Source organism: Thauera sp. SDU_THAU2, assembly GCF_038260575.1.
Lineage (GTDB): Bacteria > Pseudomonadota > Gammaproteobacteria > Burkholderiales > Rhodocyclaceae > Thauera.
This window is the reverse complement of the sequence record NZ_JBBWUN010000003.1, coordinates 3,779,579-3,795,147: the sequence shown is the minus strand read 5'-3', so window position 1 is coordinate 3,795,147 and position 15,569 is coordinate 3,779,579. Positions and strand designations below refer to the sequence as shown.

17 protein-coding genes and 1 pseudogene are annotated in these 15,569 nt (G+C 65.7%); 8 read left to right on the top strand and 10 right to left on the bottom strand.

What is annotated here, in order from left to right; translation table 11 throughout:
• Window positions 1-563: 563 nt before the first annotated feature.
• On the top strand, window positions 564-1,418 hold the full coding sequence (locus AAFL97_RS19560; protein WP_341646348.1) for a hypothetical protein: 855 nt from the start codon (window positions 564-566) through the stop codon (window positions 1,416-1,418).
• A gap of 117 nt (window positions 1,419-1,535) precedes the next feature.
• Here the strand turns inward: AAFL97_RS19560 and AAFL97_RS19555 are convergent, their stop codons facing one another.
• Both AAFL97_RS19555 and AAFL97_RS19550 read right to left on the bottom strand, forming a co-directional pair.
• Entirely contained in the window at window positions 1,536-2,039 is a 504-nt protein-coding gene (locus AAFL97_RS19555) for an EAL domain-containing protein (RefSeq protein ID WP_341646347.1), read from the bottom strand.
• 8 nt (window positions 2,040-2,047) lie between these two features.
• A complete protein-coding gene (locus AAFL97_RS19550) occupies window positions 2,048-2,416 on the bottom strand; it encodes a hypothetical protein (RefSeq protein WP_341646346.1) in 369 nt (122 codons plus the stop codon).
• Between the two features lie 191 nt (window positions 2,417-2,607).
• Here AAFL97_RS19550 and AAFL97_RS19545 point away from each other — a divergent pair, with 191 nt between their 5' ends.
• The 5 genes from AAFL97_RS19545 (at window position 2,608) to AAFL97_RS19525 (ending at window position 6,533) form a co-directional block, all read left to right on the top strand.
• Entirely contained in the window at window positions 2,608-3,738 is a 1,131-nt protein-coding gene (locus AAFL97_RS19545) for a trans-sulfuration enzyme family protein (RefSeq protein WP_341646345.1), read from the top strand.
• Window positions 3,739-3,871: 133 nt separating this feature from the next.
• The gene (locus tag AAFL97_RS19540) at window positions 3,872-4,675 is read left to right on the top strand and encodes an ABC transporter substrate-binding protein (RefSeq protein ID WP_341646344.1); all 804 of its coding nucleotides are present in this window, start codon (window positions 3,872-3,874) and stop codon (window positions 4,673-4,675) included.
• 92 nt (window positions 4,676-4,767) lie between these two features.
• Entirely contained in the window at window positions 4,768-5,496 is a 729-nt protein-coding gene (locus AAFL97_RS19535) for an amino acid ABC transporter permease (RefSeq protein WP_341646343.1), read from the top strand.
• Window positions 5,497-5,511: 15 nt separating this feature from the next.
• Window positions 5,512-6,198, top strand: coding sequence for an amino acid ABC transporter permease (locus AAFL97_RS19530; RefSeq protein WP_341646342.1), 687 nt, complete (start codon window positions 5,512-5,514; stop codon window positions 6,196-6,198).
• A 38-nt stretch (window positions 6,199-6,236) separates the two neighbouring features.
• Entirely contained in the window at window positions 6,237-6,533 is a 297-nt protein-coding gene (locus AAFL97_RS19525) for a HigA family addiction module antitoxin (protein WP_341646341.1), read from the top strand.
• 28 nt (window positions 6,534-6,561) lie between these two features.
• On the opposite strand, the gene AAFL97_RS19520 is transcribed toward AAFL97_RS19525, so the two are convergent.
• The 8 genes from AAFL97_RS19520 to AAFL97_RS19485 all read right to left on the bottom strand — a co-directional run bounded on the left by AAFL97_RS19520 (window position 6,562) and on the right by AAFL97_RS19485 (window position 13,146).
• A complete protein-coding gene (locus AAFL97_RS19520; protein ID WP_341646340.1) occupies window positions 6,562-6,810 on the bottom strand; it encodes a type II toxin-antitoxin system Phd/YefM family antitoxin in 249 nt (82 codons plus the stop codon).
• An 83-nt stretch (window positions 6,811-6,893) separates the two neighbouring features.
• Window positions 6,894-8,036, bottom strand: a complete 1,143-nt coding sequence (ssuD, locus tag AAFL97_RS19515) for an FMNH2-dependent alkanesulfonate monooxygenase (RefSeq protein ID WP_341646339.1) — start codon at window positions 8,034-8,036, stop codon at window positions 6,894-6,896.
• A 13-nt stretch (window positions 8,037-8,049) separates the two neighbouring features.
• On the bottom strand, window positions 8,050-8,634 hold the full coding sequence (gene msuE / locus AAFL97_RS19510) for an FMN reductase (protein WP_341646338.1): 585 nt from the start codon (window positions 8,632-8,634) through the stop codon (window positions 8,050-8,052).
• Window positions 8,635-8,699: 65 nt separating this feature from the next.
• Entirely contained in the window at window positions 8,700-9,851 is a 1,152-nt protein-coding gene (locus AAFL97_RS19505) for an acyl-CoA dehydrogenase family protein (RefSeq protein WP_341646337.1), read from the bottom strand.
• Window positions 9,852-9,865: 14 nt separating this feature from the next.
• Complete coding sequence (locus AAFL97_RS19500; protein WP_341646336.1) at window positions 9,866-10,336, bottom strand: tetratricopeptide repeat protein; 471 nt, start codon at window positions 10,334-10,336, stop codon at window positions 9,866-9,868.
• Window positions 10,333-11,115 carry an ABC transporter ATP-binding protein gene (locus tag AAFL97_RS19495; RefSeq protein WP_341646335.1) on the bottom strand — a complete coding sequence of 261 codons (783 nt, stop codon included), beginning with the start codon at window positions 11,113-11,115 and terminating at the stop codon, window positions 10,333-10,335. The genes AAFL97_RS19500 and AAFL97_RS19495 overlap by 4 nt, the downstream gene beginning before the upstream one ends.
• A 49-nt stretch (window positions 11,116-11,164) precedes the next feature.
• On the bottom strand, window positions 11,165-12,004 hold the full coding sequence (locus AAFL97_RS19490) for an ABC transporter permease (RefSeq protein ID WP_341646334.1): 840 nt from the start codon (window positions 12,002-12,004) through the stop codon (window positions 11,165-11,167).
• Window positions 12,005-12,054: 50 nt separating this feature from the next.
• On the bottom strand, window positions 12,055-13,146 hold the full coding sequence (locus AAFL97_RS19485; RefSeq protein WP_341646333.1) for an ABC transporter substrate-binding protein: 1,092 nt from the start codon (window positions 13,144-13,146) through the stop codon (window positions 12,055-12,057).
• A gap of 283 nt (window positions 13,147-13,429) precedes the next feature.
• On the opposite strand from AAFL97_RS19485, the gene AAFL97_RS19480 reads away from it, so the two are divergent.
• Both AAFL97_RS19480 and AAFL97_RS19470 read left to right on the top strand, forming a co-directional pair.
• On the top strand, window positions 13,430-14,341 hold the full coding sequence (locus tag AAFL97_RS19480; protein WP_445954509.1) for a hypothetical protein: 912 nt from the start codon (window positions 13,430-13,432) through the stop codon (window positions 14,339-14,341).
• Window positions 14,281-15,410, top strand: a pseudogene (locus AAFL97_RS19470) (cytochrome-c peroxidase). The gene AAFL97_RS19480 and the pseudogene AAFL97_RS19470 overlap by 61 nt, the downstream one beginning before the upstream one ends.
• Window positions 15,411-15,569 lie beyond the last annotated feature (159 nt).

Here is a 15,569-nt window from a genome sequence, read left to right as displayed (position 1 = left end):
CAGCTATGCTCATATTCCGAAACAATTATGTCAGGACAGTGGTTTACAATCCGATTCGGGTTGTAATAATTACAATAGGTAGCCAGGATTTTGGCGCAGAGCCAAGTGTCAGCTATTGGTACTTGTATTCGGTTGATTCTCTGCCAGAGTTATTTGAGGCTGCCTAGAAAATGGCGATTCGGTTATGACATTACAGCAGTCTACGCCCGGCTCTCGTACCATGTAGAAACGGCCTGAGGTGTGGAGCTAGTGCCTGACCTGCTTGGAAAACATTGTCATCATCGTGATGGCCAGTCCTATCCATGGCGTTTGACTTCATGAATCAAGGATAACATTATGGCTAATCCCATGCCTACGAACCACCAAGCCTCACCTCCATCGACTCAGGGGGGGCGTTGAACCACGCACTTGCGCAGTTCGCGGCGACGTTAGCGCCTGGTCAGTGCGTTGAATTTCCGGCCCCAAACCTAAACTCCTACGACGCTGTTGAAGGTTATTGGTTTGGCCCGACTCCTGGAGTACCGGGTGCTATTGGCCCGATGGATTCCGCCTGGGGGTCGTGCATGGACTTTGATCCAGTAACCCAGCGTATGTTCTTTGCTGGCGGACGACCGCAGGAGCAAGCCGCGCCGCAGAAAATGGTCTGGTTCGATGCTCCCCTGAATGAATGGCGATCCAAGTCAAATTGGAGCGGCATTCGTGGCGGGCATATATATCGCTCTACCTGCGTGATTCCTGAGCATCGGCGAGCAGCATACATCCCCGCGTATCTAACTGACGGGATTGTCCCGCTTTGGGACATTGACACCAACACCTATGCAGGCTCCATCCCGAGGCCGCCGAACGTGCTGTCTGGCGGAACGGCTGCGTATAGCCCGGCTACGGCGCTTGTGTGGCATCCGACATTAGGCCCACAGGGCTCTATCGTAATGGCGAACAAGTCGCTGTCTCGTGTTGCGCGATTTGATTGGGCTGCCCAGACATGGATGAGTGTCGGCAGATTTGATGCTGCTGTTGGCTGGGTCAATGTACATATGGCCGGGCATTACAATGCTCATGCCGGGGCAGCAATTGTTGGTGCTACTCGGGCAGCTGTACAGAGACGGTTGGTGATCGTGGAGCAGGATGGAAGCACTCGGATAGCAGCCCAAGGCCCCTGCGCAGTTAGCGCAACAGGTCATGGTTTGTTCGTGCCTCATCCAACTCGCAGCGCATCAGTCAGCCTGTGCCTTGATACGCAGCGGGTTTGGTCATACGAGTGGGATACGGATGTTTGGGTTGATCGTGCTCCGCTCCCACCTGTGCTTAACAGCGTCAACGTCATGCCAGCGACCATACACGAGCTTGGAGTCATCTTTGCCGCTAAGTATGGCGCGGGCGGGACATCAAAAACATATGTCTACAAACCGGATTTCTGAACGCTGAGGGTATCCTAATCGCTTACGATGATGTCTCGTTCGTCTACGATGGTTCTGGCGGGACATTTACGTGACAGTTAAAGTTGGATGGAGTGCAAGTTGGCGTTTCTCAACTGGTTATGCCGCAACCGGAATGCGGTCAGACTTGGTGCGGCTTGAGGTAGCAGCTTGTCCCATTCTGGCGATCGACTTGCAATCCGGTGTCGGCACTCCGGACAGAAAGCCCTGCAGCCAGTCCACGCCGAGCGCCTTCGCCTGCTGCGCGTGCTCGACGGTTTCGACGTGCTGGGCGGCCACCTGGATGCCGCGGCGGTGCAGTTCGGCGATGAGCTGTGCCGTGGTGCGCGCAACTTGTGATGAAGGCTGGACACGGCCGGACAGGCAGCGGTCGAGCTTGACGATGTCGGGGCCGAGGACGGCCAGACGGTCGAGATCGTTCGAATGGCGGCCGAAGTTGTCGATGGCGATGCGGTAGCCTCTTGCCTTGTATCCGGCGATGGCGGCGGCCAGCGGCGCCGGGTCGGCGAGGCCGTCGTCGGTGAGTTCGAGCACGATCCGCTCGGGCGTCAGGCCGCAGCGCGACAGCACGCTCTCGAAGATCTGCCCATGCTGCTCGGGCACGGCGCGGATCAGGCGGGGATGGACGTTGAGCCACAGCGTGCCCCCGCCTGGTCGCGCTGCAGCAGGAAGTTCAGCGCATGCAGCGTGCGGGCCAGGCGATCGAGGCGCACCAATTCCGTGTCGGTGCGTGCTTCGAGGAAGACGGCCTGCGCGGGTAGCTTCGGTGCGGCATCCGTGCAGATCCGCAGATGGGCTTCATGGCCGATCACGCGGCCGCCGGCACTGTCCTTCAGTGGCTGGAAAAGGCTATCCAGGACGTATCCGGCAAAGTGGGCGCGGGCACGCTTGCCGTCGAATTCGAGGCAGTCGGCATTGCTGTCGGCAAGTGCGAAGGGGCTGTGCTTGTTGAAATAGTGCACCAGTTCGGTCAGGGGCACGGCAGTCTCCAGGTCATGCGTGGTCCAAAAGTTCGGCGTTGCCACCATAGCGGCGGGAGCTATTCCAGCAAACGAAGATTTCATGCATTCGATATGCACGGATGCGTTGCCGAACTTGGCGTGAGCCGGACGAAGCGCTAGCCTTCCGGGTTTGCGGCCGCGTGCCGCAGCCCTACCGACAGGAACCCGACATGCGCTCACTCGAAACGCTCACCGTGCATGGCCTCGGTCAGGTCGCCGAGCCTTACCGCGACATCGTCCCGCCCATCCATCTCGCCACCACCTTCGAGCGCGCGGCCGACGGCAGCTACCCGGGCGGGCGGCTGTACGCGCGTGACGGCAGCCCGGCTTACATCGAAGCGGAAGAGGTGCTGCGTCAGCTCGAAGGCGGTACGCAGGCGCTGCTGTTCGCGTCCGGCCATGCGGCGGCGACGGCGGTGCTGCAGGCGCTGGATGCGGGTGAGCGCGTGGTCGCGCCGCATTCGATGTACTGGGCGCTGCGCAAGTGGCTGCTGGACCGGGCCGAGCACGGCCACATCCAGCTCGCCTTCTACGACAACGCCGACCTGGATGGCCTGCGCGCCCAACTCGCCGCCGCGCCGACCCGCCTGCTGTGGATCGAGACGCCGGCCAACCCGACCTGGGAGGTCACCGACATTCGTGCGGCGGTGGCGCTCGCTCGTGAGCATGGGGCGATGACGGTGGTCGATTCCACCGTGGCGACGCCGGTGCTGTGCCAGCCGCTGGCGCTCGGTGCCGACATCGTCATGCACTCGGCGACCAAGTACCTCAACGGCCACTCCGACGTCGTCGCCGGTGCGCTGGCCACGCGCGAGGATTCGCCGCTGTGGCAGCGCATCCGCGCCATGCGCAACCTCGGCGGCGGCATCCTCGGGCCGTTCGAGGCCTGGCTGCTGCTGCGCGGCATGCGCACCCTGCATCTGCGTGTGCGCGCCGCCTGCGCCAATGCGCTGCGGCTCGCCACCGAGCTCGAAGCCCACCCGGCCATCTCGCAGGTGCTTTATCCCGGGCTGCCCTCGCATCCGGGCCATGCGGTGGCCGCGGCACAGATGAGCGGCGGCTTCGGCGGCATGCTGTCGATCCGCCTGAAGGACGGCGAGGCCAAGGCCCGCGACGTTGCCGCCCGTGTGCAAGTGTTCAAGCGCGCGACCTCGCTCGGTTCGGTGGAAAGCCTCATCGAGCACCGTGCCAGTGTCGAAGGTGAGGGCACCCGCTGCCCGCCCGATCTGCTGCGGCTGTCGGTGGGCATCGAACCTGCAGACGATCTGCTGGCCGACCTGCGCCAGGCGCTGGCGGGCTGAAAGCGTCGGCGCGCATATCCATATCACTTCTTGTTCGTTGGATATCCGGAGTGCGCCGATTAATCTCGGCGCCTCTCCTCGGCCATGTACGGCCGACGGACCGAATGTTTCCACCGTATCCGGAGTCCCCGACATGAAGAAACTGCGCCTGGCGACCCTGCTCGCCCTGTCCCTGTTGTCCGGCCTCGCCCAGGCCGACCGCCTGGACGACATCAAGAAGAACGGCGTGCTGCGCGTGGCCGCCTTCGACAGCAACCCGCCTTTCGGCTTCATCGACCCGCAGACCCGCCAGATCGCCGGCCTGGACGTCGATTACGCCAAGGAACTGGCGGACCGGCTCGGCGTGAAGCTCGAACTGGTGCCGACCAACCCGGCCAACCGCATCCCGCTGCTGACCGCCAACAAGGTCGACGTCGTGCTGGCCAACTTCACCATCACCGAAGAGCGTGCCAAGCAAGTCAATTTCAGCATTCCCTATTTCGCTTCGGGCCAGCAGTTCGTCGCCCGCAAGGGCACGCTGAGTTCGCCGGAGCAGCTCGGCAGCCTGCGCATCGGCGTGGACAAGGGCACGACCAACGAGATCGTGCTGCGCGAAAAATACCCGAGCGCCAAGCTGGTCGCCTACGACGACACGCCGTTCGCCTTCACCGCGCTGCGCAACGGCAACGTGCAGGCCATCACCCAGGACGGGCCGAAGCTGGTCGGCCTGCTCGCCAACGTGCCGGACCGGGACAAGTACGAGATTCCGCCGTTCTCGATCTCCGACGACCTGATCGGCGCCGGCCTGCCCAAGGGCGAGGATCGGCTGACCGCGTTCGTCAATGATTCGCTGCGTGAGCTGGAAGCCAGCGGCCGGGCGCAGGCGATCTACGACACCTGGTTCGGCCCCGATTCCAGGACGCCGCTGACGCGCATCTTCCGTATCGGTGACAAGTAAACCGTCGTCCTTGCTGTTGCTGCCCCCGCCCGCCTCGCCGGCCGGCGGGGGTATTTCCATCGTCCGTACCCGTTTCGCCATGACTGCCGACCATGCTCGATGAACTGCTCGCACCGAAATACCTGGGCTGGCTGATCGAAGGTTTCGGCGTCACGCTGCTGCTGTCGGCGCTGGTGTCGGTCGCCGCCACCGTGCTCGGCCTCGGCCTGTGCCTGGCCCGCGTCGCGCAGTCGCCGCTGTGGTCGTGGCCGGCGCGTGCCTGGCTGTCGGTGTTCCGCAACACGCCGCTGCTGGTGCAGCTGTTCTTCTGGTACTTCGGCGCCAGTGCGCTGATGCCGGAGACGCTGCTGATCTGGCTGAACACGCCGCACGTCTGGGACCTGAAGCTGTTCGGCGTGCGCTGGCCCTCGTTCGAATACATCGCCGGCTTCTTCGGCCTGACGCTGTACACCGCGGCCTTCATCGCCGAGGAATTCCGTTCCGGCGTGCGCGGCGTGCCCGCCGGCCAGATCGCCGCCGCGCAGGCGCTGGGCTTCACGCCGCTGCAGGTGTGGCTGAACGTGGTGATGCCGCAGGCTTTCCGCATCTCGCTGCCGCCGCTGCTCGGCCAGTACATGAACGCGGTCAAGAACTCCTCGCTGACGATGGCGATCGGGCTGGCCGAGCTGTCCTACGCCTCGCGCCAGGTCGAAACCGAGACCTTCAAGACCTTCCAGGCCTTCGGCATCGCCACCACGCTGTACATCCTCACCATCATCGTCATCGAACTCGCCGGGCAGTGGCTGCAGCGCAGGAAGCCCGCGCCCGGCGCCAGTCACTGAGAGCCGTTCCGCATCATGGACTTCAGCGTCGTCGCCAACAATTTCGGCTATTTCATGCTGGGCGCCTGGCCCAACGGCCCGCTCGGCGGCGCCGCGCTGACGCTGGTGCTGAGCGTGGTGTCGGCGATCGCCTCGGGCGTGCTCGGGCTGGTGTTCGGCGTTGCGCTGGCGATGGCGCGTGGCGCCGCGCACAGCATGCTGCTGATGGGGCTGGGCTTCTTCCGCGCCATCCCGGTGATCATGCTGATCTTCTGGACCTATTTCCTGCTGCCGATCCTGTTCGGCATCGACGTGCCGGGCACCGGCACCGTGGTGGTGGCGCTGTCGCTGATCGGCGGCAGCTACCTGGCGCATTCGGTGCACGCCGGCATCGCCAGCCTGCCGCCGGGCCAGTGGCAGGCCGCCGCCGCGCTCGGCCTGAGCCGCGGCCAGGCGCTGCGCCTGGTGATCCTGCCGCAGGCGCTGCCGATCATGGTGCCGTCCTTCATCAACCAGTGGGTGGCGCTGATCAAGGACACCTCGCTCGCCTACGTCATCGGCGTCGGCGAACTGTCCTTCGTCGCCACCCAGGTCAGCAACCGCGAGATGGTCTACCCGACCGAGATCTTCCTGTTCGTCGCGTTGGTGTATTACGTCTTCTGCTCGACGCTGGAGCTGTGCGCCAATCGGGTGGCGAAGCGGTTCGGGACGGCGGAGGGGTGATTGGGTAGGATCGTCGACTACCACTGATGGAGACGAACATGGACAAATTGCCCAACATCCATCCGGGTGAAGTGCTGAAGGAAGAGTTCCTGCTGCCGATGGGCATCAGCCAATACCGGCTGGCAAAGGACATCGGCGTGCCCGAAGGACGCATTTCGCAGATCGTGGCTGGCCGTCGCGTGGTGAGTGCCGACACGGCTTTGCGCCTGGCGCGCTATTTCGGTACGACGCCGGGCTTCTGGAGCGGCTTGCAGTCCGACTACGATTTCGAGGAAGCACGCCGGGCGATGGGCGACGCGCTCGAACGCATCGGGCCGCTCGAGCTGGCAGCTTGAGCGGGTCGCAGCCGCTATCAGAGCACCATCAAGCTTTGCCATCCCGCACTTCGCGCACGACTTCTGTGGCCGAACGAGGCTGGACAGGCTGTGCTTCAAGAAAGTCGCGCAATTCATCGATCATCGGAGATTTTCCGGGTATCTCACGCTTGCGTTCGGGAATGATTCGGGCGACAGCTTGGCCGTGGCGCGTGATGACGATTTCCTCGCCTGCGATGACTTGGTCGATGACGGCGGAGAAACGAGATTTCGTTTCCGCGAGCGTGAGCGTTCGCATGATTCTGCTCCCGATGACTAAGTAGCCAAGGTAGCAGATATGGATGTGCTCGAGGCTCGCGCTTGTCCGCCGCATCGTACCTATCAGGCCGCTTCTTTCTGCACCACCTTCACCGTACTGGCGTCGAAGGGACCGCCAGTCATCACCTGGTCCTGGATCGTCACCGGCTTCTTGCCCGGCAGCAGCGGGAACACCAGTTCGGCGAAGCGCCAGGCTTCTTCCAGGTGCGGATAGCCAGACAGCACGAAGGTGTCGACGCCGAGGTCGGCGTATTCCTTCAGCCGCGCGGCGACGGTCTGCGGGTCGCCGACCAGCGCCGTGCCTGCGCCGCCGCGCACCAGGCCCACGCCCGCCCACAGGTTGGGGCTGACTTCGAGCTTGTCGCGGCGTCCGCCGTGCAGCGCGGCCATGCGGCGCTGGCCTTCGGAGTCCATCGAGGCGAAGCGGGCCTGCACCTTGGCGATGGTGTCGTCGTCCAGCCGGCTGATGAGCTTGTCGGCGGCGGCCCAGGCTTCCTCGTTGGTTTCGCGCACGATCACGTGCAGGCGCACGCCGAAGCGCAGCTTGCGCCCGCGCCGGGCGGCACGGGCGCGCACGTCGGCGATCTTCTCCGCCACCGCGGCGGGCGGTTCGCCCCAGGTCAGGTAGGCGTCGACGTGCTCGGCAGCGAGCGCGTGGGCGGCGTCCGAGGAGCCGCCGAAGTACAGCGGCGGATAGGGCTTCTGCACCGCCGGGAACAGCAGCCGGGCGCCGTGCACGCGATGGTGCTCGCCTTCATGGTCGACCGTCTCGCCTTGCAGCAGGCGGCGCCAGATGGAGAGGAATTCGTCGGCTTCGTCGTAGCGCGCATCGTGGCCGAGGAAGATGCCGTCGCCGGCCAGTTCGGACGAGTCGCCGCCCGCCACCACGTTCAGCAGCAGGCGCCCGCCGGTGGCCTGGTCGAGCGTGGCTGCCATGCGTGCGGCGGCGGCCGGCTTGGTCAGCGCGGTGCGCAGGGCCACCAGCAGCTTCAGCTTGCGCGTCGCCTGGGCGACGCTGCCCGCCACCACCCAGGGGTCGAGGCAGCCGCTGCCGGTCGGGATCAGCAGGCCGTCGTAGCCGAGATCGTCCGCCGCGGTGGCGATCTGGCGCAGGTAGTCGATGGTGACCGGCCGGCCGGAGTCGGACTTGCCGAGGTAGCGGGTGTCGCCGGAAGTCGGCAGGAACCAGAAGATGTCCGGGCTCATGGTGTGTCCTCGTTCAGGCGGCGGCGCGCACGAACTTCGGCGCCTCCGCCAGGGGGGTGGTCCGCTTGCGCAGGAAGGGTCGGGCGCGCTCGGCGGCGAGTTCGATGCGGGCGCGCAGCGAGGGACTGTCGACCTTGTAGTCGCGGATCTCGGCTTCGTTGGCATAGACGCCGATCGGCAGCGTGTGGGCCTGGAAGAAGCTGAACAGCGGCCGCAACTGGTGTTCGATGACCAGCGCATGGCGGTCGCTGCCGCCGGTGGCGGCCAGCAGCACCGGCACGTCGATCAGGGCGTGCTGGTCGACGAAGTCGAACAGGTGCTTGAACAGGCCGGTGAAGGAGGCGCGGTAGACCGGGCTCGCCACCACCAGGAAGTCGGCCGACTCGATGGCCGCGATGTCGGCCTTGATGTCGTCCGGCAGTTGCGAGGGATAGAGTGCGCCGGCCAGCCGCGGGCCGATGTTGCCGAGTTCGATCAGGCGGGTGTCGATCGGCGCCTGTTCGGCGAGTTCGTCGAGCAGTGCCTCGACCACGCTCAGGGTGCGGGACGGGCGTTGCAGGCTGCCGGATACGGCGACGACCTTGATGGGGGTACTCATGGGGGCTCCTGTTGGATCTGGGCGTTCAGGCGGTGCCGCGGCAAGGCGGCAGGAATGAAATGGATTCAGGCGTAGAGCTGCGGGTTGGGCAGGTCGCCCTTCAGCGTCCAGCGGCCGAGCATGTTGAGCTTGTAGTCGATGGGGTCGTGCAGGGTGTGGGTGCGCACGTTGCGCCAGAAGCGGTCGAAGCCCAGGCTCGCCTTGGTGCCGCGCGCGCCGGTGACGTCGAACAGTTCCTGGCTGACGAAGAGCCCGGCGCGGTGGGCGAGGATCTTCGATTCCGCGACGGCCACGGCGACGTCGGCCCGCTCGGCTGCGGTGAGCGCCTGGCCGCGGGAAAAGGCGCGGTCGACCAGTTCGGCGGCACGTTCGGCAAGTGCGCGGGCGCCGGCGATGTGCACATGCATCTCGCCGAAACGGTTCTGGGTGAAGAGGTCGTCGACCGCGTGGGCGGCGTCCGAGGCCAGCCAGGGCTGGGCCTGCGTGTGCGCGTAGTGTCTGGCTTCGGCGAGCGCCCCTTCGGCGATGCCCAGGTAGAGGTTGCTCAGCACCAGTTGGGCGAGGCAGTTGCGCAGGGTGTGGAAAGGCGTCGGCTCGCGCTCGGGCCACAGCAGCACGTTGCCTTCGGCGACCGGCACCTGCTCGAACACGACCGAGTTGCTGTCGGTCTGGCGCTGGCCGATCGGCGCCCAGTCGTCCTGGATGCGGACGCCCGGATGAGCGGTGGACACGACCGCCAGCAGCGGCCGCGGCGCGTCGCCGAGCACGGCCGACAGCGTCATGAAATGCGATCCGACCGTGCCGGAGCAGAAGGACTTGATGCCGTTCAGCAGCAGGCCGTCGCCGGTACGCTGTGCCGCCAGCCGGCGGTCGCGCGGGTTCATGCCGTTGCCCCACCAGCACTGGTGGGCGATGGTGTGGCTCAGCAGGCGCTCGGCCTGTTCGGCGTCGCCATAGATGAGCACGGTCGCCACTTGCAGGTGATGGAAGGCGAGCACGTGGCCGAGCGCGCTGTCGACCGCGGCGACCCGGCGCACGATCGCGTAGATTTCCTGCCAGCTGCGTTCCTCGCCGCCGAAGGCGCGCGGAATCGACAGCCGCAGCAGGCCGGCATCGCGCAGCAGGGCTTTTTCGGCTGCGGCATGGCCACCGCGGGCGTCGCGCTCGACGGCGGTGGCGTGCAGGCGGGCGAGGATGTCGTCCAGGGGGATGTCCATGGTTCCGGGGTTTTTCATTCAGGTGCATGGCCGGCCTGCGCCAGCGCGGCGAGCAGTTCGTCGCGTTCGAGGCAGGCGGGCGGGGCGCACAGCAGTTCCAGGTAGCGCAGGTTCTTCTGCGCCGATTCGATGTCGCCGAGGGCGATGAAGAGTTCGCCCTGGTAGGCGAGCGCGGGGCGGTGGCCGGGGTCGAAGTGCAGGGCTTCGCGGTACCAGCGGCCCGACTCCTCGTAGCGGCCGAGCCTGCGCAGGCTGAAACCGAGCAGGTTGTAGACGTCGGCATGGCGGACGCTCGCGCTCAGCGCGAGCAGTGCGGCAGTCGCGTCGTCGAACTCGCCGGCGTAGACTTGTGCGCGGATGGGGGCGAGATCCGGTAGATCGGTCGCCGGCGGAATGTCGGCCGCCCCGGCGCTGCCGCTCGAGACGAGGCCGGCCAGCAGCGCAAGCGCGGCGATGCGCCGGCGGACGAAGGCGGCGGCGATCATGCAGCCAGCGCCTCGGCGTGGATGCTGTCGCCCATCGCGGCCAGGATCTCGCCTTTCAGTTGACCGAAGGCGTGGCTGCCGCGCTCGCGCGGGTGGGCGAGCCTCGGTTCGAATTCGCGCACGATGCGTCCCGGCCCGGCATTCATCACCACCACCTTGTCGCTGAGGAAGAGCGCCTCGTCCACATCGTGGGTGACGAGGATCATGCTGACGCCCTCGGCCCGCCAGATGCGTTGCAGTTCTTCCTGCAGGCGCAGCCGGGTGAGGGCGTCGAGCGCGCCCAGCGGTTCGTCCAGCAACAGGATTTCGGGCTGGCCGACGAGGCCGCGGGCGATCGCGCCGCGCTGCGCCATGCCGCCCGACAACTGGTGCGGATAGGCTTTCTCGAAGCCGCCGAGGCCGACCAGGGCGATGTGCGAGCGCACCGCCTCGGTTCGCCTGGCTTTGCTCCAGCCCGAGTTCTCCAGGCTGAGCGCGATGTTTTCTTCGAGGGTCAGCCAGGGCAGCAGGCGGTGATCCTGGAACACGATGCCGCGCGACAGGCTGGTGCCGGAAACGCGTTCGCCGTGCAGCAGGATGTCGCCGCGGTAGTCGGTGTCCAGGCCCGCGATCAGGCGCAGCAGGGTCGATTTGCCGCAGCCGCTCGGGCCGACGATGGAGACGAAGGAGCCGGGCTCGACGGTGAGCTCGATGCCGGCCAGCACGTCCAGCCGCCGCTTGCCATTGACGTCGTAGTGCTTGGAGAGCTTGCGGATCTCCAGGCGCGAAGGTTCTGCCATTGGGGTTTTCTCCGGAATGGGGGCGATGCCTGATGGGGAGGAGGCGGGCTCAGCCTTCGAAGCCCTGCTTCCAGCGCAGCACGCGGCGTTGCAGCAGGTACATGCTGCGGTCGATCAGAAAGCCGACCACGCCGATGACGACCATGCACACCAGCAACTGATCGGTCAGCAGCAGGCCCTGGGCGCGGAAGATCAGGAATCCCAGGCCTTCCAGGCCGCTCAGCCCTTCGGCCACCACCACCAGCGCCCACGCCAGCCCGGCGGCATAGCGCAGCGACACCATGACGTTCGGAATGGCCGACGGAATGATGATCCTGCGCACCAGTTGCCAGCGCGTCAGGGTCAGCGCCTGCGCCAGTTCGATGTGGGCCTTGTCCACGTTGCGGATGCCTTGCAGGGTGTTGAGGAACACCGGGAAGAACACCGATTTGGCGATCACCAGGATCTTGGCCGGCGCACCCAGGCCGAGCCACAGCACGATCAGCGGCAGCCAGGCGATGCCGGGAATGTGGCGAATGGTGTCGAAGGTCGGGCCGAGGAAGCGCTCCACCCGCCGGGACAGGCCGGCGGCGATGCCGAGCACGACCGCGGCGAGCGAACCGTAGATGAAGGCCTGGCCGACGATGGTCACGCTGGCGAGAAAATCCAGCGCGAGATCCTGCTCCGTCAGCATCTTCCAGAAGGCGCTGGCTACCGTGCGCGGTTCGGGCAGGAAGACCGGGTCGACCCAGCCGCGCGAGGACGACAGCTGCCACACGGCCAGGATCAGCACCGGCAGGATCAGGCCGATGGGGTCGAGGCGGGCGAGAAAGGACTGGATGCGCGACAGGCGCGAAGGGCCGGCGCTGCCGGCGGCCAGCCTGCCGTCGACGACTTCTGCTGTACTCATGGGGATTACCTGTGCTCGGTTGGGGCGGGCGCGATGGCCCGCCACGCGGGTCATTGATAGATCGAGTACTGGCCGCCGACGAAGAAGCGCTCGTCGATGAAGGCGTGGATCTGCGCAGCGCTCAACTGGCGTTCGGACAGGATGTCGTCGCCGTTGGCGATGTGCCATTCCTGGAAGGTCCTGATCGCGTTGCGGGCGCGCTCGGCATTCGGCTCGCCGGCCATGAACTCCCACTGGCCTGCATGGGTGATCTGGAACTTGGCGACTTCGACCGGCACCCGGGTGTCGCGGGCGACGATCTTCGCGGCTTCATCGACGTTGTCCAGCGTCCATGCCAGCGTGCGCTCGCGTGCGGCGAGGAAGGCCTTGACCACTTCGGGGTACTTGTCGACGAAGTCGCGGCGGGCGAAGTAGGTGACACGGCCGGCATGATTGACGTACACGCCGTCGTCGGGCGAATGGCCGACGACCTTCAGCTTGCCCGACAGCCATGCGCCGGTGAATTGGGTCGCCGCCAGGTGCGCGGTGGTGGCGTCGGTGGCGCCCGATAGCACGGCCGAGATCGCCACCACGCCGTTGTCGATCGATTCGTAGCGGACACGGCCGCGCTCGGCGCGCGAATCGAGCGGCAGGCCGGCCTTGTGCAGTTGCTCGAAAGGCGAGGACCAGTAGCAACTGATGCGGCTGCTGCCGAACTTGCGCCCGTCCAGATCCGCCACCGTCTTGATGCTGTCGTCGTCGGCGCGGGTCAGGATCGGCGCGCGGTAGCGGTTGGACGGCTCGGAGGCCCAGACGACGACGCCGTCCAGTCCGTTGGCACGGTGCACCGTCGCCGGATAGATCATGCGCTGTGCGATGGCGATCGCGCCGTTGCCGACCGCAGCGGCCTCGGCGCCGAGCAGGTCGGCGGCGCCGGAAGCGATCAGGTTCACCTGCCTGGTGCCGATGCGCTCGAATTCTTCCTTGAAGAAGCCTTTTTCCCGCGCGATCACGGTCCAGGGCGAGAGCTGGAGATTGATCGCGGGCAGGGTCTCGGCGGCGGCCGTGGCCGGAACGGCCGGCAGCAGCATTGCGCCGGCCTGCGCCGCGAGGGCCAGCAGATGCCGGCGGACCGGTGTTTTGCGTTTACTGGACGTTTTCATTCTCGGTCTCCGTGGGGAATGGGGAAAAGCGGCCCTGGAACGGATTTCATCCATTCGGATTCAGGTGGGTTTTTTTGCGGCCTGCATCGATTCATGACCGGCAATGCCGATTTGTTTCCGGCTGCCGTGTCGATCGGGCTGGGGAAAGTCTAGGGATGGGCCTGGCGGCGGGGAACGAATATTTGCAGATAAGGATTCCCGTATTTCTTATTCCACAGGCCGCGCACGGAGGTGCTAATTTCGGCATGCCATGAAATGAATAGGCCTTATTCTCTGGAGTGCAATGCTATTGAATTCAAATTCCGAGCAGGATGATCCCGTATTGTCGCCGCCTTCCGGTGGAAGGCCGCCGGATCGTGGCGACCTCATTTCAGGAAAGCAGCTTACCTGGCAGCCGATTCTCGTCATGGCCCTGCTCGCCATTGCGGCCATGGCGGTGGTGATTCCCGGCGGGATACCCCGGGAGGCCAGCGCCGAGCGCCTGCCTGCCGATACCCGCCTGCGGATCGGCCTCGTCGATATCGCCCAGCCGCGCAGCGATAGCCGCGACTACACCGCGGATGGCCTTCAACCCGCGTTCGTGGAGGAGATCGGCCGCCACCTGGACGTGGTGGTCGAACTGGTGCCGCTGCCTGCAGGACAGGCACAGGCGGCGCTCGGTGGCGGCGAGGTCGATGCGCTGCTCGTGCGCGGCACGCCGGCTGAGTTGCCACCGGGTGCGAAGCTGGTCGACACCGGATTTACCTCCGGCCTCGATGTGCTGATGCGCTCCGACACCACGATCAGGCGCTGGGATCAGCTTGCCGGGCGTACGCTGTGCGTGACCAGCGCGCACGCCGAGGCGCAGGCGCTGGCCCATGTTCTTGGCGCGCAAACGCTGTCGTTCGAAGCCCCTGCGCAGGCCCTGGTGGCGATGCGAACCGGGCAGTGCGACGCCTCGCTGCACGATGCCGTGCTATTGGACGCGTTGCGCGGAAAGGACGAATGGCGCAAGTTCTCGGCGAGCTTGGGTGCGCGCCAGCCAGCGGTGCTGCGGCTGGTGCTGCCGCCGGAAAGTCCCACCGTCGAAGCCGCGCTGCGCCGGGCATTGAAGACGCTGGACGGTTCCGCACACTGGCAGCGACGGGCCGACCAATGGGCTTCCAATGTTGCTTTCGAAGTCTTTTTCGACCAGATCGGCCCCGATTGCCATTGATGGAGCGTGTTCTTGCTGCCGCATTGCTGGTGGCGCTGCTGCTGTCGTCCCTGGCCATTGCTGGCAGCTCGGACACGTCGTCTGCACTGCGCGCTGCCTATCAGCAGCCGCCCGAGCGCTGGCCGGCACCGTGGATCGATGCCGAAGTCGATTACGTCGAGCTTGGCGCGCTGGCGCTGCCGGTTGCAGGCACCAAGGCAGAACTGGGCAGGCGCCTGTTCCATGATGGCCGCCTTGCTGCGGACGGCGCGCCTGCCTGCACCGGCTGCCACCATCCGCAGCATGGCTGGAGCATTCCCGCGGCGGTGGCGCGGGGACATGGGGGAGGCTCGGCAGGCGCAATCCGCCGTCGTTATACGCCGCAGCCTGGCAAGCCCGGTTCGGCTGGGACGGCGCAGGCACCGGCCTGGCGGCCCAGGCGCTCCTGCCGCTGACGCTGGCGCACGAGATGGGCAACGACAGCCTCGAGCAGGTCCTGGCGCGCATCCGCAGCGATACCGCTTTCGTGGCCTCGTTCCGCGAGCATTTCGGCGATGGCGGCATCGGCGCGGCCGAGCTCGGCGACGCGCTCGTCGCCTTTCTGCGCTCGCTGGAAAAGCCAAGCCGTTTCGATCGTTTTGCCGCCGGCGACTTCCGGCAGTTGTCCGATCCCGAAATCGAAGGCTTGCACCTGTTCCGTACCAAGGCCCGCTGTGCCAACTGCCACTTCGGCCCTTTGCTGACCGATGGCGGCTTCCACAATCTGGGCATTGCCTTCTTCGGCGAACCGTCGGCCGATCTCGGCCGCTACCTCGTCACCGGCCGCAGGGCGGATGCCGGTGCTTTCCGCACCGCGAGCCTGCGCCATGTTGCCGAGAGCGCGCCCTACATGCACAACGGCCTGTTCCGTACCCTGGAAGGCGTCATCAACCTGTATGACCGGGGCGGCGGCGAGACGTGGGCACGCAATCCGGCTGAAGCCGCCCATCCGCTGTATATGGCTATTGCGCGTAAATCATCCCATTTACGCCCGCTGGGGCTGACCGATGCGGAAAAGGCCGCGCTGCTAGCCTTTCTGAGCGCTTTGTGAAAAGCAGGCCGCTCCGGAACATGGAAATGCAAATCAGATTAACTTGGTTCGTTGCCCGGCGTTTCTTGCTTATCTTTTCTCCACGGCATTCATGAATGTCCCTGTCAATTCCGGAATGGCAATGCACATGGACAGGTATGGATCGAAGTCCAGTATCGG

Excerpts from the sequence above, each read along its gene's own strand:
- AAFL97_RS19500 (WP_341646336.1), bottom strand. The coding sequence starts at position 10,336 with ATGATCGCCGCCGCCTTCGTCCGCCGGCGCATCGCCGCGCTTGCGCTG.
- AAFL97_RS19485 (WP_341646333.1), bottom strand. The coding sequence starts at position 13,146 with ATGAAAACGTCCAGTAAACGCAAAACACCGGTCCGCCGGCATCTGCTG.
- ssuD (WP_341646339.1), bottom strand. The coding sequence starts at position 8,036 with ATGAGCCCGGACATCTTCTGGTTCCTGCCGACTTCCGGCGACACCCGC.
- AAFL97_RS19525 (WP_341646341.1), top strand. The coding sequence starts at position 6,237 with ATGGACAAATTGCCCAACATCCATCCGGGTGAAGTGCTGAAGGAAGAG.
- AAFL97_RS19520 (WP_341646340.1), bottom strand. The coding sequence starts at position 6,810 with ATGCGAACGCTCACGCTCGCGGAAACGAAATCTCGTTTCTCCGCCGTC.
- AAFL97_RS19480 (WP_445954509.1), top strand. The coding sequence starts at position 13,430 with ATGCTATTGAATTCAAATTCCGAGCAGGATGATCCCGTATTGTCGCCG.
- AAFL97_RS19530 (WP_341646342.1), top strand. The coding sequence starts at position 5,512 with ATGGACTTCAGCGTCGTCGCCAACAATTTCGGCTATTTCATGCTGGGC.
- msuE (WP_341646338.1), bottom strand. The coding sequence starts at position 8,634 with ATGAGTACCCCCATCAAGGTCGTCGCCGTATCCGGCAGCCTGCAACGC.
- AAFL97_RS19535 (WP_341646343.1), top strand. The coding sequence starts at position 4,768 with ATGCTCGATGAACTGCTCGCACCGAAATACCTGGGCTGGCTGATCGAA.
- AAFL97_RS19540 (WP_341646344.1), top strand. The coding sequence starts at position 3,872 with ATGAAGAAACTGCGCCTGGCGACCCTGCTCGCCCTGTCCCTGTTGTCC.
- AAFL97_RS19505 (WP_341646337.1), bottom strand. The coding sequence starts at position 9,851 with ATGGACATCCCCCTGGACGACATCCTCGCCCGCCTGCACGCCACCGCC.
- AAFL97_RS19490 (WP_341646334.1), bottom strand. The coding sequence starts at position 12,004 with ATGAGTACAGCAGAAGTCGTCGACGGCAGGCTGGCCGCCGGCAGCGCC.
- AAFL97_RS19545 (WP_341646345.1), top strand. The coding sequence starts at position 2,608 with ATGCGCTCACTCGAAACGCTCACCGTGCATGGCCTCGGTCAGGTCGCC.
- AAFL97_RS19495 (WP_341646335.1), bottom strand. The coding sequence starts at position 11,115 with ATGGCAGAACCTTCGCGCCTGGAGATCCGCAAGCTCTCCAAGCACTAC.
- AAFL97_RS19560 (WP_341646348.1), top strand. The coding sequence starts at position 564 with ATGGACTTTGATCCAGTAACCCAGCGTATGTTCTTTGCTGGCGGACGA.